The following is a 20178-nucleotide window of genomic DNA, read 5'->3' as shown; positions in this document are numbered from 1 at the left end:
CTTTGCAGCTGAATATAACATAGCGATATATTCAGTTTCTGCGCTTCCTAGTGGCATAGCTCAATGGTGAGAGCATCGTCCTTATAAGACGGGGGTTATGGGTTCGAATCCCATTGCCACTACTACTTTGCTCATCTATCATTTCCCACGCCTTCATTGTCTCAAGTGCCGCGTGAAGTGCTCGCGCGTCCTTTTTAAGCACAGGTGGCTAGCCTGGGACGACTGGCGCGACCTGGCAACAGACCTGGTAGGGCTGACGCTGGCATATACGTTGGCATGGGGTTGGTATGCGTGGCGAAAATCACGCATGAAGTGCGAGAATACGCCATTCCTAATAGATTAGTCAAAAAACTTATCCACAACTTATCCACATATTTATCCACAAAAGTTGAAAAACGACATTCCGCTTTGATACATAATGCTATCCCCATGGAATGGTCAATCTCTTGTGAAATGGAAACGCTAGATAGCAAAAGACACAGCAGCTTTGGGCCTGAAAGAAATATTCTGACCTACCAGGTTTCCGCCAGCCAGAAGAGCTTCACGCTCGCATTTGAAGCCGGCCTTCTCTCCTCAGGCCAGACCGTCTGGGACCTGAGCATCTAGTTCCCGCCCTGGGTGACTTCTCTGAGGTCAGAGAGGTCGCTCTTTTTCTTTATTAGGAGCCACGTCCCCTATACCCTTTAGGATAGCTATTGGAGCATGATGAAGATGTCCCTGGTGCGCCCCCGCCGATGTAGTAGAATAGCCAAAAATAAAAAACACCCCCGACCTGCTCTAAGAGCTAGTCGAGGGCAACTGAGTAGCGGCTACTGGACTCGAACCAGTGACACAGGGCTTATGAGTCCCTTGCTCTCGCGAATCGGCCTGTATAGCGGTTTTATGCGGTTTCTCGGCGTAACTAAGAAAGGGACGACACATGCCGAAGAAACCAGTCACCAAAACCACTATCGAAGAAGCCATCGAAGTCTACGAAGTCTCCAACAGCAGCCTCTCCGGCGAGACGCTTATCTGGTACCATAACAAACTCAAGGTGTTCGCGGCCTGGTGCAAGGAACAGAAGATCGAACTGGAAGACATCACACCCAAAACCGTCCTCACCTTCCTGGATTATCTCAAGACGCGCATCAACCCTCGCACGAAGAAGCCAATCACCTCTGATACTCTCCACGGCTACATTAAAGTCGTCAAGCTGTTTCTGGGATGGTGTGCCGAAGATGAGGAGTACTCACAACACGTCAAGGCACGAACCGTCAAGCTAATTGCCAGGCCAAAGGTCGAGCAGAAAGTCATCGAAACGTTCACAGGAGACGAATTGAAGGCGTTTTTCGCTGCGGCTAGTGCCTCGGATATGCCTCATCGAAATATAGCTATTCTTTCGCTTCTCCTAGACACAGGGGTACGTGCAAGTGAGTTGTGCACCCTCACCCTTGAGAACGTCGTCATCACACGCGACGATGCCTACATCCGCGTTATGGGCAAGGGGAGGAAAGAGAGGGAGATAGGGCTAGGAAAACAGTCCCGCATCCAGGTCCAGAAATACATCCGGCAATACCGCAAAGGAGCCGAAGAAGGGGATGTGGTCTTCATGAGTCAGCGACGTGAACCTCTGACCATCAACGGCCTCGATCAGCTCCTTTACCGGCTCCGTGACCAGGCCAAGCTCGATGTCTCCGCTGGCGCTCACAAGTTCCGTCACACCTTTGCAGTCAATTATCTTCTCAACGGCGGCGATGTCTATAAGCTCAGTCGTCTCATGGGCCATACGTCAGTCAGCACTACAGAACGGTATGTGAGGTCGATGAAGCAGAGGGACGCCAGGAAGGGGCTATCAGTACTAGACAACCTGAAATAGGCGATTGACAGAGAAGAAGGGATTAGACGATGATACTGAGACAGCGGAAGAAAGGAGGCGGATACATGGATGAGAAAGAACTAGAGGAAATGTACGGACCAGCCGCGCCCTATAGCGAGCACAGGCGAGGCGAGAAAATCACCTTCATAGAGGCCGGAGAGACGTGTAGTGGGGTCATCCTATGGGTATGTGCTGCTGGGACCGTAGGAGGGCGGCAGACGCCAATAAGCTACCTCGTAGAGTCAGATCAACAAGATGACTTCCCGCTTGTCGTGTGGCCTGGGGACATCATAGAGAGCGATTGACAGATAACAAGGATAAGAGAGAGCCTAGAGGGCATTTTAACCCTTTAGGCCCTTTCTTTCGCTTCTACGCAGTCTCTTCGGCCTGCTCCCTTAGTCAATCCTCTGCCACTGCCTCAGCTAAATTTAATCGGTTGCAGAAGCGGTAATTCCTACAAATATTTTCGTCTTAGCATCGTACACAGTCCATAAGTAGCTTCCCCACCAATCATACCCCTCGTAAAAGCACAGATAGTCTACCCAATCAGTGGACCATTGATAAACTACGATACCGTCGAGGTTCTCTCCAAATAGCTGCTTATTAATGGCCGCAAAGAGCGCATCAATTTCTGCTTGAGGAATACGTCTATGCAAACTTAGGGTATAGGGTGGATCACTGAAAGCATGGCAATAACTTCTCGAATCAAGAGGCTTATCTCTATACTCTTCTAGAGAACCAAGAAGCGGTTTGACATCAATCCGTACTCCATCCTGCACCACCCACAGCTTATCTGGAGCAAAGAACTCAGCTATCGATATCTGCTGTCCCTTTGCTTCATCTGGCCTCATCTGAAGACCTTTTCGCTCCTCGATTAACAACGCTTCTAACTGGGAAATATCTTGCTGAGTTTTTAACAAATAGCCAGTAAGATGTTGCTTGTGCCGATTTACCAATGTTGTAGCAGTAAAGATGGCGGCTTCTTTGTGAAGTTCATAGGGATCTAGAGAAACACTTGCATCCCAACCACTAAGAACATAATCAACAACCCCACCCCAACTTTCGAACGTACGCAATAAAGACGCCAAGGGTTCTGAAGGAAGAATTTCGTACATCGCTCGAATCTCTCCTTATACACCACAAAGCAAAAAATCACAGAGAGCAATGCAACCTATAACCAGATACAAAAATAGCAAAGCTAAAGAGGGCGAGAAGAAAACTTACTCATCATTGCTTACTTCATCCTCATCCACATACTCGATAAGGTCTGCTATCTCCGCCTCTAGCGCATGGGCAATCTTATCTAATGTATCAAGAGAAGCATCACGGTATGGGTCATCGTAAATCAATTTGATCGTTCGATATGATACATCAGAAGAGCGAGACAGTTTTCCCATACTCATCTTTTTCTCTGCTGCTACTTCTTTGACTTTCAATCGTCTACGACGCATGTCTATTCCTCAGTCTAGCTCAATTTGGCCGCATTGTAACAAAGTACTACACTTGAAAATAGTCCTAACGTAATGCTAGTATTATTATTGTCAAAATTAGATACTAGTAATGTATTACTACTACCCAGCAAAAAGGAGCTATGAATGAGTGAAGTCGCACGTCTTCGCAAGGAGTTTGAATTAGAGTGTCTGGGGATACAGCAAGCCCTCTATGGTCTCTCTTCAATCGCACGTCACAAGATTATCGCTCGCAAATATGCAGCTCTGGACACGTACCAAGAGCAGCTTACCCCACTGGTAGGAGAGCAAGAGGCATTGGATATTACGAACGCGATATTTAGTAAGGCGGTGCAGGACAATGCTTAAGCGAAAACCCAACCTCGTGCAACTGCTCAACTATCACCGGGTAACTATGCCTCATCTCGCTCGCATTATTGGCGTTAAACCCGCAGAGATCTATGCTATAGCTCTCGGTGTAGCAGTAGACAGAAGGCTTGCAGAACAAGTGCTGGCAGCGTTCTATCCCCTTGTAGGCGTCAGGTATACCGTTGATCTCGTACAAGTGAATGTGAGGGAATCTCATGAGCATTACCACACCACCTCTTCGGCTAATCACCTCCAATCAGCTTCTTACGTACCAGGCAACCAGTACCGAAATCCAACTTATGCTCACAGTGCTCCAACAATACCTTCACTTCCTTCGCGGCAAAACTACACCAACGCAGGATGAGCGACAGACAGCAGAGACGATTGACACGATTCTGACCAGACTGGATGAGCAGATGGAGACGCGAGGAATCGGACCAACGTATCGAGATACGATTAAGACGCTTGACCGACTGAACAAGGCAGAGACTATGCAGGAGTTTCAGGAGTGCTACGAATGGTTTATCTACCACGGCATACACATCACCCAGGCCAGCGAGCCGAGGAGATGGATACTCTTAGAAGGGATGGTATAGCAAACGATGGGAGAGCCACCACTAACGCCCTGGATCGTCGATATAAGCACACAGAGGAAAAGTGGCGAGGCTGGGAAGATGATTGTGATTTGGGCACGAGACGAGGCCGACGCAAGAGAGCAGGTAGCAATCCGAGTGCAGCTCCATCCACATCTCCCTATCCACCGTTTCGTCAACTGCACAGAAATGTTTCCAGACCTGGCTCGCACACTTCCATGCCCTGCTACATACCAACGCCATCCAACGCAGGAGGAACACGAAGCCCTGGAGCGACTGAAGAGACTCGACAATCCTACCAGTAAAGGAAAGGCAAGAGAGGCTGGGATAAGGCGAGCATGCCAATGGTTTGAGCAGCACGGCATGAAAGCTATTTTCCACCAAGACATACGACAATGGATAGTGTTGTGATAATAGTGCTTGTTCTAGCCCTGTAGAGCGATCTGCGGGGCTTTTTCTTTATCCCCAAACTGTCCACATATTTATCCACATTTAACGTGCAGTGTCTCTTGCGGCTCACACACAATAACACATGTGTCCGTTCGTTCCCCTGGTTTTCCCTATCTTATCCACAACCATTTTGAGCTTATTTACAACCTTTAAAATTTTCAGGGTTTCTAATAAATTCCCTCTAAAACGATGATAAATGCTAAAGAATCCTTACTTAATTACCCGATAATTCCCTATAAATAGCCATTGCACTCAACAAAAGACACGCTTTACGAGTTTTACAGGAACAAAAAATTAGTCTCAAATGTGTCTTTTGGAAGGCCTGTTTTTAGTATGATAGATACAGAGATAGTAATTCAAATCCCCAAGTTCTCGTTCACATTTCATTCCCCAAATTTGAAAGGAGCTTTGCTGTGCCCCTATTACCACTCAAGGATGCCGCCAGAGCTATTGGGATTCCATACAATTCTGTGTGGCATCATTATAAGCTTGGTCGCATTCCAACCCAGCTAGCCGGGCGATACCACCTGATTGACCCAGATGTGCTACAAACAGTACTTCTAGCATACGGTTACCGAAAACGTCAGCAATAAGAAGAATAAGCAATCAGCCAAAGAAAGTATCAAGCCAGAGCACCCCATGCCCTGCTTTTTCTTTGTCACAGAAAGGACTCACTATGGCCTATCTGCGTAGCATTGACCACCCCTACCATAGCACCCTGCAAGAATACTGCTTCTATTGTGGAAGCCCTATCAGCTACCCAGCAATTCATAGAGTAGGAAACACAGGCTCAATTACTCTGCATACCAATTGCGCGGTAGACCTCTCCATCAAGATTATGGCAGATGTCAACCATATGCAAAATGACATGCAACGGCGCATACGCCTGTAAATACCTGCACTTCGATCTTTCAAGCCGACTCATCTCTTGGTGAGTGCGCTGTCTTTTTGGAAATCGGCCTGGGAGAGACTTATCTTTTCCAGGTTTAAGGAAAGGGCCAATCTTTTGAAGCTTTACACTGAACAGGACCGTTTGATCCAGATGCACCCTGCTCTTGATATAGTGAACGGCGTAGTATATGTAACCGTAAGAGCCAGAGACGAAAAAGGACGATCACTCAATGCTATCATTACAAGCGAGCAAGAAGTCTACGATTATGAGGAGTGGACATTAGAGCAGAAAAAACGCGGGTTGGAGCCATATACTGACGTAAATCTTGAGTACGGTTCTAGATGGAGTCATAAGGGCATTACTACCTTCTTACAGCAGTAATCAAAAGGCTTGAGCCTCGAACTGTTGTGCTTCTGTAAAGATGGCATTCTCCTCACGGGCGAGATAGCCGCAGTGAGTAAACCAACCATGGGCATCCTGAGCAGTGACTGCCTCCAAGGCTTCGGCAATCGCCTGTTGGAGCGCCTCCCGTGTCCGAGCTCCCTTGCGCCGTAAACAGGTTTTCATCTTGGAGAATGCCTGCTCAATCGGCGAGAGATCAGGTGAATAGGATGGTAGGTACAAGAGATGGCATCCTTGGGCCTCAATGGCCTGACGAACACGTGGGCCTCGATGCGTACTCAAATTGTCCATGACCACGGTTTGCCCTGGCTTTAAGCTAGGAGCCAGGACCTGCTCGATGTACACCTCGAAAGCGCAAGCATCCGCTGCACCGTCTAGAAGCAACGCCTCACCCATCCCAGTCACGCAAAGCGAGGCGATCAAGGTGATATTTGCTCCATAATTGCGAGGAACGTTGCCGTAAGCTCGTGTCCCTCGAGGTGAGCGGGCATACAAAGGAGTCAGGGCAATGTGCGTTCCACATTCATCGACGAAAATCCAATCCTCCCGCTGTTGCTGTCCGGCTTGGACTCGCCAAGCGGCTCGCGCCTCCTCGTCCCGCTCGGCGGCCACCAGCGTCTTTTTTTTCGCGTCCAGCCCAGGTTCTTGATGGCACGGCCCATCGTTGCTGCACTGACCTGTTGCCCATGCGTGACTTGCCAGATGTGGCAGTGTTCTTCCAGCGTCGCCTCTCGATTGGCTTCTAGCTGGCTCCACACGTCTGATCGTAAGGCATCTCCTTTGGTTGCCGGGCGACCAGGAATGGGTTTGGGGGCCAGATTCCCAGTTTCTCGATGTTGTTTCGCATAGCGTTTGATGGTTGCGCGAGATACCCCGAAGAGCTGGACGATTTCTTCGCGTGGGCGGCCTTCTTCGGCGGCACGCACCACGCGTGCTCGTAGGTCTGTTGAATAGGCTTTCATCTCTCTAGCCTACTCTTTAGCTCAAAACTTATGCGTAACGCTCTAGATGACAAATTAGAGGCTCCAACATGGAGAGAAACATACGAAGCCATTTATCAAGCCTATGACGAGCGGCTGGTAGTCAGCGATCAACGGTATCTCGTGGTACTGACACTTCATGCGATGATGACATACTTTCATCCACTCTTTGACTTCTTGCCCATTCTCCATTTGCGTGGGCCAGCCGAAAGCGGAAAGAGTAGAGCAGGAAGCGCACTCGCCAAAGTCGCCTTTAACGGAAAGATGGACGGTAGCGCAACACCTTCAACAATTTTCCGTAGAGCGAACGAAGCTAGATACACTCAGATCATTGCGGAAACTGACCATCTAGCACAGCTCGGCTCGGGTGATGCTTTTGCTAGACAGCTTCAATCAGGATGCAGTAAAGCAGAGGCAACAGTAGAAGTCTCTGAAGGCAGGTCCAATAAATCATTTACTCCAATAAGCTATAGGATATTCAATCCACGAGTATTGCTCTCTACAAAGCAATTCAAGTCCCAACCACTTCGTAGTCGATGTATCCGCCTGGACCTCATGAAACAGATGGGAGCCGATGAGACAAAGCTGCGCCGATCACTAGAAGACGAAACAGTGTGGGGACCTTTGCGAGACAAGCTCTATAGCCTGCTAATGCTCAAGTGGAAAGAAGTTGCAAACACGCGGGATTACCTTAAGAGAGAGTGGAGCGGACTTCCTGGCCGAACCTTCGAAAAGTGGTTACCCTTGGCTACTATCGCCGGGCTAGTGTCGCAGGAAGTATTCAACGACATACGTCAACTTGCGGAAGAAAGCCTTGAAGAGCAGCAGGAAGACGCAGAGAACGTGTATGATGCACTCCTATTCAAGTTTGCCGCCAGGGTTGTCCAAAGCGGTGATCAGTTCCTATCTCGCGGTGAACTGTATGACATGTTTGTCTCGCCTTCTGGCACTAGCTTTGGCGGTAACGATGCCGAAGAGCGAGCCCAATGGGCCGAAGACACAGACGCAGCCATCACCACCACTAAACTCAAAAGATGGATACGTAGTGACAGAATGCTAATCAGTGAATTGAAACGGCTCCATTTGATCCCGCAAAATGCCAAACATACCAGAAGTGGGGATAGATATGAACTCAACCAAGCGGAAATTATGCGCATCGTTGGAGCATACATTGGCACCAACTTCCTCAAATAGGCATTCACCCACCAACCACGCCTTCTAGGCTCTTTGTCAACCGGTGAAGCTAAGATGCTGCGGCAGTGATGGTGTAGAGTTCCTTTTACTTTACACCTTCACCATTTCTTCGGCCGGGGAGCGGGTTGAGCGGTGGCGTGAAGCTGTGAAGATGACTAGATGATGAAGACTAGACAGATTAGATCTTGGTACTGTAAAGTATTTTGTGTAGAGGTCATACTGAATAGAGAGAGCAGTAGCAGCAGAAAGGAATCATCCCATGACCATACGCAAAGAGATACTTGACGAACTTCTCAAGGATTACGCTGACCCCAAGGATATTCTCGCCGAAGGTGGTCTCCTCAAGCAACTGACCAAAGCCGTCATTGAGCGCTGCTTGGAGACGGAACTTGAGCAGCATCTGGGCTATGCCAAATACGCTCCCAAAGCCGAAGGAAGCAGCAATGCTCGCAACGGGAAAAGCCGGAAACTGCTCCAAAGCGAGCAAGGACCTGTTGAGATCAGTGTTCCTCGTGACCGAGAAGGCAGCTTTGAACCCCAGCTCGTGAGAAAGCATCAGAGCCGTTTGGAAGGTCTCGAGCAGAAGATCCTCACCCTCTATGCTCACGGACAAACCACCCGTGATATTCAGGCCCAATTGCAGGAGATGTATGGAGTGGAGGTCTCACCCACCTTGATCGCCAATGTGACCGATGCCGTCATCGATGAGGTGCATCAATGGCAAACCCGTCCTCTTGATGCTCTCTATCCCATCGTCTACGTCGATTGTCTGGTCGTCAAGGTCCGTGAGAGCCAACGGGTGATCAACAAAGCCTTGTATCTGGTGCTCGGCATCACGATGCAAGGACAGAAAGACCTTTTGGGGATGTGGATCTCACAGACAGAGGGCGCCAAATTCTGGCTCTCCGTGTTTACAGAACTGCACAATCGAGGGCTCAAAGATATCTTCATTGCCTGTGTTGATGGCCTCACCGGTCTGCCAGAGGCCATCGAAACGGTCTTTCCTCGTACCCAGGTGCAACTGTGCATGGTCCATTTGGTGCGCAATTCCTTGCGTTTTGTTGCCTACAAGCACAGCCGAGAGGTAGCCGCTGACCTGCGGGCGATCTACACGGCGAGTACCCAAATGGAAGCTGAGTTCAACCTGGAACTCTTCGCTGAGAAATGGGATCAGCAGTATCCTACCATCAGTGCCTCTTGGAGAGCACACTGGACCAACGTGATCCCGCTCTTTGCCTTTCCCGAAGACATTCGCAAGATCATCTACACGACCAATGCCATTGAATCACTCAATATGACCCTGCGCAAAATGACGCGCAATCGCCGTATTTTCCCTTCGGATGAGTCCGTGTTCAAGATCATGTACCTGGCTGTCCAAACCGTCTCCAAGAAATGGACCATGCCGCTGCGTGATTGGAAAGCCGCCCTCAACCGCTTTGCCATCGAATTCGCTGATCGTTTTCCTACCAATTAGCTGAAAGTCCACAAAATACTTGACAGACCCTAGATCTTAATCAAATCAATCATCAACATCACATCCTCACAACTCCACCATCCCCACTCAGGCCGCTCCCCAAGCCGAAGAAATGATATAACAGTAACATCACTCCAACCTCACCAAGCCGCGCCTCCTTCCGCATAACCTCACATCAGGCCGCTGTAGATTCACGTTCTCCATGTCCTCGGCCTATTCAGGCTCACCCCTACCCCTTCTACAAATCCTCCTGATCCCATTCGTGAAAGGATATCCTCTTCATGTCCTACACCCCGTTTGTACCCAAAACCTCTTACATTGAAGACCGCTTCTTCGGCTTCTGGCAGAAACATAACATCCCCTACCAGCTTATCCGGCAATATCAGATAGGCCCCTACTATGCAGATTTTGCGCATCCTGAAAGCCACGTGGTAATTGAGATTGATGGGAAAGCCTATCACTCTAATCCTGAGCAGGTAGCACGAGACAAGCACCGCCAGGATCAGCTAGAGCAGTGGGGCTGGATAGTCATCCGATTTACAGGAAGCCAAGTCTATAGAGACCCCGTACGCACTATCTACCGCGCCAGAAACACAATAGAACGGCAATTATATTAGCATCACCAAGTAAAGGCGTGGATGCCCGAATTTTTTATTCAGCCGCCGAATTTTTTATTCAGTGTCATGTGTGGATTCTCCTGGCTAGTTTGGGGTGGGATAAAACGGGGAAAGGGGAAACGCTGCTTTAGCTGCTTACTTGGTGCATCGCGTATTTGGATGTGTTAATATATATACCTGTTTCAAATTGGAACTCCTTGGGAAAGTTGTTGAAAAACATGTTTTCTGAGGGGAAAAGTGATAAGAACACGAGGTCGAAGACGTGTTCTGAGTCGCAACCACTGATTAGTCAATCTGCGGTTCAGATAGCAAAGAGAACTCGCACAAGCAAGCGGAAGTCTCAATCTCAAGAAGATGCAATAAAGTTAATAATGCAAATACATAAGCCAATGCTGATACTCATTGTAGTTGCGTTATCCTTTGTGCTTTCTCTCTACAAGATTGATTCGCCATTGTTTACGCAGGTTGTTTGGATGGTAGGAGGGTATTGTGGAGTAGAGACAGGTGTGAGGAGGCTTACCGAGCGTTTGACTCTACAGCAAGAACCTCCAACCAACGCATGATTGAAAAGATCGGGAAAGGTCAGCCATCTCCGGCTGGCCTTTCTTTTTGTTTCGTTGGTTCATTTAAGAAACTGCACAAACACACCGACACACAAATTGATTAGAGGGATTATTTTGTGAGGCAACTGCCGCAATGCTCCCCCCCAGAAGCCGCGCACCGAAGCAAGGACCTCCTCAAAGTTAAGATAGCTCCCTCCAATCAGTTCTATCGCCGCCCTATTCTCATGTGGTTTATATCTTCGGCTACTTCACTTCCTCTGCTCTGCTCTGGCCTGGCTAGCACGCCCTGACTTCTCCCCACGATCTTCCACTACATAGGCATCGACCTGAGCTTTAGGATAGAGGCTCAGGCGCGTGTTGATCTTCTTAGGAGTCAGCTTGCCATACTTCGCCAGTGTACGCACATAATCAGGGCCAATCGCCTTCCCACTGTTCCTACTCAGCACCTCAGCCGCTTCCTTCGCTGTGTAGTACTGATCAAGGTCTATCTTATCAGCCATCGTCATTCGCCTCTCTTTAATCGTTCCAGTGTATTCAATACAACACAATCACACGCTATTGCGCACTTTTTAACACTGATTATAACACTATAACGAGTTTTTAGGAAGCAGGATAAATCGGCCTGAAAAGCTATTGACATCAATAACCCTACATAGTATTATTAGCACATCGAAGGGGTACACCCCAATAAAACAAAGGAGTAACACCACAATGGCAGCCACAACCAACTTTACCACCGTTACCGAAGAGCAGATCGACCGCTGTACCCGTGTGATTGATATGCAGACAGGAGAGCCGTTCTATATGGTTCTGAGTGAGTCTGATGAACTTACCACCTACAAAGTGCAGTACCACAAAGATCCTAAGCGCCCTGGCAAAGGATATTTCACTTGCACCTGTCCCGCTGGTCAAGAAGGCTTCATTCATTGTAGCAGCCTCTCCTGCAAGCATGTACGCTGGTCTATCGCGGCAGCTCGTGTCTACAAAGCGAACATGAAAGCACAGGCACAAGCGCAGGCAAAACAACGGGAGCATCTCTTGATCGTAGACGGGAAGGAGGTGGATGAAGAAACCTATAACCGGGTGATGAATGCAAAGCCCTACGCTTGGACTGAGGAGGAGATACAACACGATTTTAAACGCTACCAGGCACGCCCCTTTAGTCTGATGAAGTAGGGGAAAGGTGAGAGGGTTGGCAACCACGCTAGCCCTCTCCAATGAATGCTAAGGAGTCAAACACCACAGACACTCATCCCTCGCCCAGCAGACAGAATACCACACTGAGCAACCACCCCCAACCACCACGCTTCGTGTCAATCGCCCTCTCCTGCCTCTTCTAGCAAAGCAACGTAGTGTTTCTTCTTCGGCTGTGTCTGCTACGTGTTCACCGCGTGCCCGTGACAAAGGACGAGGTAGAGTACTATGGGGGAACATACACAGGCAATGAGTATGAGTGCCTCGAATGTACCTGCGGACAGTCTAATCTCATCAAATCGGGGCGGGCGTTCCCATCGGTGGGGCTGCCCCTTTTCTTTTGTGTCATTCCCATGTAGAATACAAGCAGAAGTCACATAGGGAACCAAAGATAGTATGTGGGCATGGACGAAAGCTTTGGCGGCGTTTAGCTCCTATGTCCCTATGTGAAGAAAGCTGTAACTGACAAAGGGAAACCGCATAACCGACAAAGGGACCTGCAATATTTGACATCAGATTCGCGTAGAAAAGCCGGGCATAGAAAAAGCCCCCGATTGGCTTCTGAAGCGTATCGAGGGCAACTGAGTAGCGGCTACTGGACTCGAACCAGTGACACAGGGCTTATGAGTCCCTTGCTCTACCACCTGAGCTAAGCCGCCATATGTTTCGTCCATCATATTACCATATGCTGTCAAGCGGGCGTATTGGACGATTTACGAAAGTTCACTGCACATGTGCAGTGAACTTTCTTTGGTAGCGGGAGCAGGATTTGAACCTGCGACCTCCGGGTTATGAGCCCGACGAGCTAACCACTGCTCTATCCCGCGTCAATTTATTAAGGTCTTGCGACCTGGTAGCGGGGGGAGGACTCGAACCTCCGACCTTTGGGTTATGAGCCCAACGAGCTAACCACTGCTCCACCCCGCGTCGGTGTTTACATAATACTACAATCTTTGTTTCCTGTCAAGTATCTAGATTTTCTTGTTTGTGTAGGCCATCATGATGCTTGCCGATAAGGAACTCAATTGCACTGGACTATTATAGCCCAAAATGTTATGGACAGGCAAGCTCTTAGGGAATACAATATGCACATCACCAGATTGCTCTATATTCTTAAGATGATTCTTAGACGAAAACCAGTGCCATTCTCGTGGCTAGCGCTCCCCCCATTCGGGGACAAGCGCGCTCAGGTTTTCGAGAGGCAGGTAATTCTTAGAGATGGCTTAGAGATGGCAGGGGGCAGGACTGTCAAACTCTGCGGTGTAACCTTTCCTTACCCACGACGTATCACAAAGTAAGAGGTTACTTTCTTGCACACACGATACGAAATTTTGCCACGTATCGTTTTACATACAATTACTCTTTCAGGCGTCTTCTTTTGAAGACGTAGGAAGCATCCGGCTTCATCCTATCAAAGACATGTCGTCAGACAAAGAAAGCAGGTCTGAACATATGGACGCTCAGGCTATATATATGTACCAGAACAATAACTCAAATGATCAACGCACTCCTGGCAACCATCAGCCGGATAACGGTAGTAATGGGAATACTCCAGGAGGCCCCAGTAATGGCGGCTCCTCGCTCTTGATTCGCGTCGTTTTGCTCGTTGTCCTCTTGCTGGGAGTCTGGTATTTCTTCCAGTTCTTCGTCTCCGGTTCCGGCGGCGCCAGCGCCAATGCGATTGAGGTCCCCTACAGTAAGTTCTATCAGCAGGTACAGAATGATAACGTTAGTTCTGTAACCTTCCAGGGACAGGACGCCTTTGGCAAATTCAAAAACGCGATCACGATTGTTGATGCCAATGGACAGAGCAAGACCGGCCAGGACTTTCACTTTACCCAGCTCCCCAACGGGGACCCGCAACTGACACAACTGTTGATACAACATAATGTCACATTCTTGTCGAAGCCCAATAGCGATAATAACCTCTTTTGGACCTTCCTGCTCAATGTCGGTCCCTGGATTGGTTTGATTGTCGTCTTCTTCTTCATCCTGCGCCGGGCCAATCAGAGCCAGCAGAACATCTTTAGCTTCGGCAAGAGCCGGGCGAAGATGGTACTGGAGGATCGTCCCAGCACCACCTTTGGGGATGTCGCGGGCGTAGATGAGGCCAAGAATGACCTGGTTGAGGTGGTCGAGTTCCTGCGCACACCTCAGAAATTCCAGCGCCTGGGTGGTAAGATTCCTCGCGGCGTCCTGCTGGTAGGCCCTCCAGGAACTGGTAAGACCCTGCTGGCACGCGCGGTCGCCGGTGAGGCCAGCGTCCCCTTCTTCTCGATGAGTGGTTCCGAATTCGTCGAGGTACTGGTGGGTGTTGGTGCCAGTCGCGTACGCGACCTGTTTGAACAGGCCAAGAAGGCGTCCCCAAGCATCATCTTTATCGACGAAATCGACGCCGTTGGTCGTCAGCGTGGCTCTAGCATCAACAGCAACGACGAGCGTGAGCAGACCCTGAACCAGTTGCTGGTCGAGATGGATGGCTTTGATACTCACCAGGCCGTGGTCGTGATCGCGGCGACCAACCGCCCCGATGGCCTGGATAAGGCGCTCCTGCGCCCTGGACGCTTCGACCGCCGCGTGACGGTTGATCGCCCCGACTGGAATGGTCGCCTGGCGATCCTGAAGATACACTCACGTGACGTTCCCCTGGCTTCCGATGTGGACATGATTACCATCGCACGCGCCACGCCTGGCATGGTGGGTGCCGACCTGGCGAACCTGGTGAACGAGGCGGCTCTGCTGGCGGCTCGCCGCAACCTGGATGCCGTGACTCAGCGCTGCTTTGAGGAGGCCCTCGACAAGATCCTGCTCGGCGCCGAGCGCCCGCTGATCTTGAGTGAATCCGATCTGAACGTGGTTGCCTACCACGAAGGTGGGCACGCGCTCACGGGTATTCTGACCGAGGGTGTCGATCCCGTCACGAAGGTGACGATTGTGCCTCGCGGCCAGGCCCTGGGCGTTACCCAGTATACGCCGCTTGACGACCGCTATAACTACTCGAAGGATATCCTGGAGGCACAGTTAGTAACCGCGCTGGGTGGACGCGCAGCCGAAGAGGTCGCGATTGGTCGCATCACCACAGGCGCGGAGAACGATCTGCAACGGGTGACAGCTATCGCGCGCCAGATGATCACACGCTGGGGCATGAGCGAGCGCCTGGGCCAGATCTCTTACAGCGAGCGCGAAGATCCCTTCTCGGGCACGGCCCTGGCGAGTAACTCTCGCGAGTATAGCGAGCGTACAGCCACCATCATCGACGAGGAGGTTACGCGTATCGTGAACTGGGCACATAACCAGGCCGTCACGCTGCTGCGTGAGAACAAAGAGGCGCTTGACCGCATCGCCAAATCGCTCCGCCTCTATGAGACAATTGACGCCAAACAACTGCGCGAGATTATGGTCGAGACCGGCTCAATTAATGCCGCTCCCGAGTCATACCGCGCGGAGGTCACGGCCTAACACCCCAAAGAGCGAAAGCAGGCAGGCTGGAGGATACATATCCTCCAGCCTGCCTGCTTTTCTTGTCTCAATCTTTCACAGGTGCCAGACATTCTAGGATTCATTGCGCGCCTATGAGATTGGAAAAGCGTACACACTCATCAGCGCCAGGAGTGCCATCGTCACAACGACGATCACGACAACGGTGGCCTTCTTCTGGGACATGTGGCTGCGAATGATACGCGTAATATTCTCTGAGAGCGAACGCGCATCGCGTTGCTCAATTGCATGTTTGCTTTCATACACCCTGCTTAACTGGTCTAACTGAAGCGTCTCCTGGAAAAATTGTTTTGCCTCACCTGGCGATGCAGATGCTTGCGTATCGCCTCTTACGCGCTCTTCAACCAGGGAATCACGTGGAAGAGACACTACGGGGAGCGAGGGATCGGTTGTGCGTAGTTGCTCGCTGGTAAGGGTTGGCGTAGCCCAGCCAGAAGGTGCGCGTTGAGCGCGTTCATTTTCAAACAGGAAATGGGAAACGGGTTGTTCGGGGTCTGTCTCGCCCTCACGAGGATGCATCATCACGGCTCGCAACTCGTCGAGGATAGTTGCGAGCACAGCGGAATCGAACTTACCGCTCTCGGGCCTGAGGAGCACGCCTCCCTGCGAGGGCAGGGGACAGAGATTGCCGAAGCTTGTTGTCACCCAGGATGTTTTGCGCACTACTATTGGATAGACAGAGACATCACCGCGCTGCTCCCGCTCTAGAATACGCTGTATTTCACGGGGATTGCCGAGGCTCAGCGTCTTGAAGTGCTCGCTTACCAGCAAGAGAATGATGTCAGCCTCTGTGATCTGGACCGCGGCCTCAACCGCCTCGTAGCGACCAGGGCTCAGATTTAAGCTCTGCCAGGTAGCAGGCACCTGCTCGCGCGAGAGACCATCGAGGACATACGTTTCAAGCCGGGCCTGGATCAGCCGGTCCTCTTCTGCGTAACAGCACAGAAGACGATAGTTTTTCCCAGAACGTGTAAGCATCTGCATTCTTTATCCCCTTCCTTAGAAAAGTGGTTCAGGTAGGCTAATTTCTACTTTTCACTTCGCCAGTCCAACCATGACTGGCGTCGGCAATGACTCGTATTGCCAAATCTTTATGGCGACGAGAGTCAATTCAGGGAGACGCGTTCTCAATGATCTTCTTAGGCGAAAGCCTGGATGACTAGATGACGAACCCGATGTTTTTTTACCAGGCTCAGCACTAGCGATATCTTCAGCTCTCCTTGACCACCGTTTGCGACACTGCAACAGGCACGCTTCTCTCCAGAATCATGCACGGCGTGCATCAAGTATGTATGATACACGTCAAGTAGAAATAAAGAATGCAGTGTAAGGCACTTTATGACCAGAAAATTTATACTTTGTAAAACTACAAATTTACAATTGTAACATTTAGCATATAGACGACAAAGGAAGACAAAGTATAAAACAGTTGAAGCAAATGTCGCTCTATCTAAACAGACCTCATTACGCTCCAATCGTCTGACAAGACATTGTTCAGGCAATCAAAAATGTCGGAAGGTTGTTGGAAAGCGCCCCATCTGTACACAAGCCACAGCATGACCGCGCACCACTTAGACGTCCTCTCTCCCCTGAAATTAAAGGTGTTCATAATGTCCGCGGAACAGGAAAGTGTAGTACAATGGAGCAGGTTTGCCAGTATTTTTATAACCACAAAGGAGTGAAGCGGCCTGGAGCAGTGTGCAGGAGCAATGAGCCGTGATGGCCGGGAGCAATGAATCAATCTTTCTGCACCCTCGCCCAGGCCGTTATATCGATATGCATCTATCAAAAATCACACCCAAGGAGCACTCACGGTTTCTCACATTTTCGCGTGAAGCATGGGCCAGCCTGCGTGCCAGTACGCCTCTAACCCTTTCAGAAGAGCGCCTGAACGCTCTGCGTAGCTTGAATGACCGCATTGACCTCAACGAGGTTGAGCAGGTCTATCTGCCACTTTCCCGGCTACTCAACCTGTATGTGGCAGCCGCGCAAAAGCTACATACCGCAACGTCGACCTTCCTGGGGCACCATACCGCCCAGGTTCCCTATATTATCGGTATCGCAGGCAGTGTCGCAGTTGGGAAGAGCACAACCGCTCGTCTCTTACAGGCACTGCTCTCCGATTGGCCTTCACGCCCCAGGGTTGACCTGATTACAACTGATGGTTTTCTCTATCCTAATCGTGTTCTGTTGGAGCGTGACCTGATGCAGCGCAAGGGCTTCCCACAAAGCTATAATCAGCGCCGCTTACTGCAATTTATGCTCGACGTGAAGGCAGGCAAACCAGAGGTCAACGCACCCATCTACTCCCACCTGATTTATGACATTATTCCCGACCGTGTGCAGACGATTAGCCAGCCTGATATCCTCATTGTTGAGGGTTTAAATGTCTTGCAGGCCAGGCGCCCCACCGGGCGCTCGGCTCAGCGCCTCTTCATCTCGGATTTCTTTGACTTCTCGATCTATGTCGATGCCGAAGAGTGCGATGTTGAGCAATGGTATGTTGAGCGCTTCCTCACCCTGCGTGAGACGGCTTTCCGCGATCCCTCATCCTTCTTCACCCGCTACGCACGCCTCTCTGAGCAGGAAGCCATCGCCACCGCACGCGACATCTGGCAGCAGATCAATGGCTTAAATCTGCGTGAAAACATTCGCCCAACCCGTGAACGTGCGCATCTTATCCTGCGTAAGGGGCGCAGGCATGCCGTTGAAGAGGTTCGCCTGCGGAAAATCTAGCGCCTCCCCAGGCAGGTAGTTCACTGTACACAACTGGCGAACTTCTCTTTGTATCGGAATTCGCTCGCAATGCGTATTCAGAGTATGAAGAAGCTACGTTTTCCGTGTCATCTTCACGTAGTATGCCTGGCTACGCATTATGGCGTATACTATATAGTACAAACTCGCAGCACCTCTTCGTAGTCATTTGCGCGCGAATTTGGTTGCTTAGGGCATGGCTGTCTACCAGCCTGCCAACAGGGAGGAATGCAAGATGGGGCAAGAACGGGGTATCAATAGGCACCGCCTGCGCGTCTTTTACCGGGCGGTCAAGAGCAAGGCCAATAAGTATACGTGGAGTGGTCTGTTTATATTCGTCCTGGGAGTCGTGTTTATCGCAGCCGGCGTCAGCCTGAGCCGGGGAGTCTACTACTCTACGCCAGGGCTTCTGATTGGGCTAGGCGCTATTATCGCCATTATCGGTTTGATTCGTCTCGCAATCGGCTTTATCAATCCCCAGACGCCCGAGGATCTGCCACCATCACCAGAAGAAGAGCTGGTAACAAATGCGCAACACACCATCGCTGTCGATGAGCTTTTCGAGGCGTAGAAGGAAAGGGCTCGACGCTATACTATAAGATACGCGTCGAGCCCTTTCACCAATGCACAGGCAGGGCCTCTGCGGCCCGAATTGAAGACTCAGGTGGTTCTGGAGGTCCTCAAAGGACAGAAATCCTGGCAGAAATTTGCCGGAGCATGAAGTCGCTTCGGATCTGGTATGGTATTGGCGGGATGTGTTTCTGGAACGCGCTCCCCAGATCTTTGTCGATCCGCGAGGCAAAGGCTCAGGTAACGAGCAGGGCCTTGCCGACCTGGAACGGATGGTTGATACTTAATGATGGATCTGGACCAGCAAAAAAAGCCTTGAGGCCGCACCTTTGATTTCTGATCACCGAAAGCGAGAATGATATCCTTATGTCTGGTCTACATAATGAACGTCCGAGCGAAACGACGAATGTCATCCAGATGGGTTGCATCAGAGAAACTGATCACGAGTTCCTGGACACCAGCAGACTCATAGGCGGCTAGCCGCTTACGGATGGTCTCAAGGGTACCAATGAGGCCATATGACCCGACGTCTCCAGGGAACACAGCGCCCGCCCATCCTGGTATTAGAGCCCTGGCCTGCTCATCGGTCTCACCAATGATACAGAGCGTGAGGGCTGTACGATGTATGCTCTCGTAGTCCCGCCCAACCGTCTCGCAGTGCTGTTTGAGCACCGCAAACTTGTGCTTGAGCGTCGCAAGGTCGCCGCTCACATTACACGCATCGCCGTATCGGGCCACGAGCTTGAGCGTCACCTGCTCACCACCTCCGGCGATCATCATGGGAATATGTGGTTGCTGCACCCCTTTGGGCTGATTGATCGCACCTCTAATCTGATAATAGTTCCCTTCAAAGGTGGCTTCCTCCTGGGTCCACATGGCCAGAATGATCTGCACAGCTTCTTGTAGCTGGCGCAGGCGTTCCGGCCCATCAGGATACGTGTAGCCATAGGTCCGATAATCGGGTTCATACCAGCCAGCTCCTATGCCAAAGGTGAGCCGTCCATGCGAGAGGACATCGAGAGTTGAAGCCATTTTGGCTTGTAAGGCGGGGTTGCGGTAACTATTTCCTGTCACCATCTGGCCGATACGCACCCGCTTCGTATCGCGCGCCAGAGCTGCTGCCATGGTCCAACACTCAAAGACCATTTCCTGCGATGGAGGAGCCGTTATAAAATGATCCGAGATCCAGACCGAATCATAGCCAGACCGGTCAGCCGTTTGCGCCAGGAGGGTCAGCGTTTCATACGCTTCCACCGGATCCTTGATGCCAGCCAGTTCATGTGTAAACCCTTGGGGAAGGAAGAGACCATATTTGAGAGACATAC

General features: G+C 50.6%; 23 protein-coding genes and 4 tRNA genes. 17 read left to right on the top strand and 10 right to left on the bottom strand.

Features of this window, described 5'->3' with window-relative positions:
- Nucleotides 1-49 precede the first annotated feature (49 nt).
- The 4 genes from JMJ16_RS39370 (at nt 50) to JMJ16_RS39355 (ending at nt 2160) form a co-directional block, all read left to right on the top strand.
- Nucleotides 50-122, top strand: a tRNA-Ile gene (locus tag JMJ16_RS39370).
- A gap of 169 nt (nt 123-291) precedes the next feature.
- Nucleotides 292-606 (top strand): hypothetical protein, encoded by a 315-nt coding sequence (locus tag JMJ16_RS39365; protein ID WP_201390373.1) that lies wholly within the window; start codon nt 292-294, stop codon nt 604-606.
- Nucleotides 607-919: 313 nt separating this feature from the next.
- Entirely contained in the window at nt 920-1855 is a 936-nt protein-coding gene (locus tag JMJ16_RS39360) for a tyrosine-type recombinase/integrase (protein WP_201390371.1), read from the top strand.
- Between the two features lie 65 nt (nt 1856-1920).
- Complete coding sequence (locus tag JMJ16_RS39355; protein WP_201390369.1) at nt 1921-2160, top strand: hypothetical protein; 240 nt, start codon at nt 1921-1923, stop codon at nt 2158-2160.
- Nucleotides 2161-2283: 123 nt separating this feature from the next.
- Here JMJ16_RS39355 and JMJ16_RS39350 read toward each other — a convergent pair whose 3' ends face one another.
- Nucleotides 2284-2970, bottom strand: coding sequence for a hypothetical protein (locus tag JMJ16_RS39350; protein WP_201390367.1), 687 nt, complete (start codon nt 2968-2970; stop codon nt 2284-2286).
- 105 nt (nt 2971-3075) lie between these two features.
- A complete protein-coding gene (locus tag JMJ16_RS39345; RefSeq protein ID WP_201390365.1) occupies nt 3076-3306 on the bottom strand; it encodes a helix-turn-helix transcriptional regulator in 231 nt (76 codons plus the stop codon).
- A 144-nt stretch (nt 3307-3450) separates the two neighbouring features.
- Here JMJ16_RS39345 and JMJ16_RS39340 point away from each other — a divergent pair, with 144 nt between their 5' ends.
- The 5 genes from JMJ16_RS39340 (at nt 3451) to JMJ16_RS39320 (ending at nt 5607) form a co-directional block, all read left to right on the top strand.
- Nucleotides 3451-3672, top strand: coding sequence for a hypothetical protein (locus tag JMJ16_RS39340; protein WP_201390363.1), 222 nt, complete (start codon nt 3451-3453; stop codon nt 3670-3672).
- 215 nt (nt 3673-3887) lie between these two features.
- Nucleotides 3888-4268 (top strand): hypothetical protein, encoded by a 381-nt coding sequence (locus JMJ16_RS39335; protein ID WP_201390361.1) that lies wholly within the window; start codon nt 3888-3890, stop codon nt 4266-4268.
- 6 nt (nt 4269-4274) lie between these two features.
- Nucleotides 4275-4676 (top strand): hypothetical protein, encoded by a 402-nt coding sequence (locus tag JMJ16_RS39330; protein ID WP_201390359.1) that lies wholly within the window; start codon nt 4275-4277, stop codon nt 4674-4676.
- A 452-nt stretch (nt 4677-5128) separates the two neighbouring features.
- Nucleotides 5129-5308 carry a hypothetical protein gene (locus JMJ16_RS39325; protein WP_201390357.1) on the top strand — a complete coding sequence of 60 codons (180 nt, stop codon included), beginning with the start codon at nt 5129-5131 and terminating at the stop codon, nt 5306-5308.
- Nucleotides 5309-5391: 83 nt separating this feature from the next.
- Nucleotides 5392-5607 carry a hypothetical protein gene (locus JMJ16_RS39320; RefSeq protein WP_201390355.1) on the top strand — a complete coding sequence of 72 codons (216 nt, stop codon included), beginning with the start codon at nt 5392-5394 and terminating at the stop codon, nt 5605-5607.
- A gap of 381 nt (nt 5608-5988) precedes the next feature.
- Here JMJ16_RS39320 and JMJ16_RS55005 read toward each other — a convergent pair whose 3' ends face one another.
- Nucleotides 5989-6621, bottom strand: coding sequence for an IS630 family transposase (locus JMJ16_RS55005; RefSeq protein ID WP_236601897.1), 633 nt, complete (start codon nt 6619-6621; stop codon nt 5989-5991).
- A complete protein-coding gene (locus JMJ16_RS55000; protein WP_236601896.1) occupies nt 6510-6971 on the bottom strand; it encodes a helix-turn-helix domain-containing protein in 462 nt (153 codons plus the stop codon). Before JMJ16_RS55000 ends, JMJ16_RS55005 begins: the two co-directional genes overlap by 112 nt.
- Nucleotides 6972-7001: 30 nt before the next feature.
- On the opposite strand from JMJ16_RS55000, the gene JMJ16_RS39310 reads away from it, so the two are divergent.
- The 3 genes from JMJ16_RS39310 (at nt 7002) to JMJ16_RS39300 (ending at nt 10274) form a co-directional block, all read left to right on the top strand.
- On the top strand, nt 7002-8183 hold the full coding sequence (locus tag JMJ16_RS39310) for a hypothetical protein (RefSeq protein WP_201390354.1): 1182 nt from the start codon (nt 7002-7004) through the stop codon (nt 8181-8183).
- Between the two features lie 259 nt (nt 8184-8442).
- Entirely contained in the window at nt 8443-9657 is a 1215-nt protein-coding gene (locus JMJ16_RS39305; RefSeq protein WP_201381603.1) for an IS256 family transposase, read from the top strand.
- A 281-nt stretch (nt 9658-9938) separates the two neighbouring features.
- Entirely contained in the window at nt 9939-10274 is a 336-nt protein-coding gene (locus JMJ16_RS39300) for an endonuclease domain-containing protein (RefSeq protein ID WP_201390352.1), read from the top strand.
- Nucleotides 10275-11085: 811 nt separating this feature from the next.
- Here JMJ16_RS39300 and JMJ16_RS39295 read toward each other — a convergent pair.
- Complete coding sequence (locus JMJ16_RS39295) at nt 11086-11337, bottom strand: hypothetical protein (RefSeq protein ID WP_201390350.1); 252 nt, start codon at nt 11335-11337, stop codon at nt 11086-11088.
- A 211-nt stretch (nt 11338-11548) separates the two neighbouring features.
- On the opposite strand from JMJ16_RS39295, the gene JMJ16_RS39290 reads away from it, so the two are divergent.
- Nucleotides 11549-12013 (top strand): hypothetical protein, encoded by a 465-nt coding sequence (locus tag JMJ16_RS39290; RefSeq protein WP_201390348.1) that lies wholly within the window; start codon nt 11549-11551, stop codon nt 12011-12013.
- A 604-nt stretch (nt 12014-12617) separates the two neighbouring features.
- On the opposite strand, the gene JMJ16_RS39285 is transcribed toward JMJ16_RS39290, so the two are convergent.
- From JMJ16_RS39285 to JMJ16_RS39275, 3 genes are all read right to left on the bottom strand, one after another.
- Nucleotides 12618-12690, bottom strand: a tRNA-Met gene (locus JMJ16_RS39285).
- A 92-nt stretch (nt 12691-12782) separates the two neighbouring features.
- Nucleotides 12783-12858: transfer RNA gene (locus tag JMJ16_RS39280), tRNA-Met, on the bottom strand.
- 24 nt (nt 12859-12882) lie between these two features.
- Nucleotides 12883-12958 (bottom strand) — tRNA-Met (locus tag JMJ16_RS39275).
- A gap of 525 nt (nt 12959-13483) precedes the next feature.
- On the opposite strand from JMJ16_RS39275, the gene ftsH reads away from it, so the two are divergent.
- Nucleotides 13484-15490 (top strand): ATP-dependent zinc metalloprotease FtsH, encoded by a 2007-nt coding sequence (ftsH, locus tag JMJ16_RS39270; protein WP_201390346.1) that lies wholly within the window; start codon nt 13484-13486, stop codon nt 15488-15490.
- 111 nt (nt 15491-15601) lie between these two features.
- Here ftsH and JMJ16_RS39265 read toward each other — a convergent pair whose 3' ends face one another.
- On the bottom strand, nt 15602-16513 hold the full coding sequence (locus tag JMJ16_RS39265; protein WP_201390344.1) for a toll/interleukin-1 receptor domain-containing protein: 912 nt from the start codon (nt 16511-16513) through the stop codon (nt 15602-15604).
- Between the two features lie 792 nt (nt 16514-17305).
- Here JMJ16_RS39265 and coaA point away from each other — a divergent pair.
- From coaA to JMJ16_RS39250, 3 genes are all read left to right on the top strand, one after another.
- Nucleotides 17306-18265 (top strand): type I pantothenate kinase, encoded by a 960-nt coding sequence (coaA, locus tag JMJ16_RS39260; protein WP_201390838.1) that lies wholly within the window; start codon nt 17306-17308, stop codon nt 18263-18265.
- A gap of 253 nt (nt 18266-18518) precedes the next feature.
- The gene (locus JMJ16_RS39255; protein WP_201370073.1) at nt 18519-18854 is read left to right on the top strand and encodes a hypothetical protein; all 336 of its coding nucleotides are present in this window, start codon (nt 18519-18521) and stop codon (nt 18852-18854) included.
- A gap of 136 nt (nt 18855-18990) precedes the next feature.
- The gene (locus JMJ16_RS39250) at nt 18991-19140 is read left to right on the top strand and encodes a hypothetical protein (protein ID WP_201390342.1); all 150 of its coding nucleotides are present in this window, start codon (nt 18991-18993) and stop codon (nt 19138-19140) included.
- Between the two features lie 88 nt (nt 19141-19228).
- On the opposite strand, the gene JMJ16_RS39245 is transcribed toward JMJ16_RS39250, so the two are convergent.
- Complete coding sequence (locus tag JMJ16_RS39245) at nt 19229-20176, bottom strand: LLM class F420-dependent oxidoreductase (protein WP_201390340.1); 948 nt, start codon at nt 20174-20176, stop codon at nt 19229-19231.
- Nucleotides 20177-20178 lie beyond the last annotated feature (2 nt).

The organism is Ktedonobacter sp. SOSP1-52, assembly GCF_016587395.1.
The sequence above is the reverse complement of the archived record's forward strand: the minus strand, read 5'-3'. Positions and strand labels throughout refer to the sequence as shown.